The organism is Pseudomonas viridiflava, assembly GCF_003702045.1.
In the GTDB taxonomy this organism is placed as follows: domain Bacteria; phylum Pseudomonadota; class Gammaproteobacteria; order Pseudomonadales; family Pseudomonadaceae; genus Aquipseudomonas; species Aquipseudomonas viridiflava_C.
Map to the genome: position 1 here is coordinate 1 of NZ_RBTP01000018.1, position 698 is coordinate 698.

Sequence of the window (698 nt, forward strand, 5' to 3'; positions counted from 1 at the left end):
CTGCGGCTGCCGCAAACACGCCATTGGCGAGGAAGTCAGCGAGCAGCTTGAAATCGTGCCGATGCAGATCCGGGTCATCAAGCATGTTCGTAAAGTCTATGGCTGCCGCGACTGCGAAACGGCACCCGTCACAGCAGACAAGCCAGCTCAACTGATTGAAAAGAGCATGGCCAGCCCCAGCGTTCTGGCGATGTTGCTGACGACCAAATACGTTGACGGTTTACCGCTTCATCGATTTGAAAAAGTACTGGGTCGCCACGGTATCGATATCCCACGTCAGACCTTGGCGCGCTGGGTTATCCAGTGCGGCGAACACTTCCAGCCACTGCTGAATTTGATGCGCGACCGGCTACTGGAAAGCCGCGTCATCCACTGCGACGAAACGCGCGTGCAAGTGCTGAAAGAACCAGATCGAGAACCGAGCAGCCAATCCTGGATGTGGGTGCAAACCGGCGGCCCACCGGATAGGCCGGTCATCCTTTTTGACTACTCCACCAGCCGGGCGCAGGAGGTGCCAACGCGCCTGCTCGAAGGTTATCGCGGTTACGTGATGACCGATGACTACGCCGGTTACAACGCCTTGGGCGCGCAGGACGGAGTCGAACGTTTAGGCTGCTGGGCGCATGCTCGACGCAAGTTTGTTGAAGCACAGAAAGTACAACCCAAAGGTAAAACGGGACGTGCGGATATCGCGCTGA

At 57.4% G+C, this 698-nt stretch carries 1 protein-coding gene; it reads left to right on the plus strand.

From position 1 onward, the window contains the following. Nucleotides 1–698 (plus strand): IS66 family transposase (gene tnpC, locus ALP40_RS07710; RefSeq protein ID WP_122207715.1); only part of this gene is annotated, 698 nt, incomplete at both ends.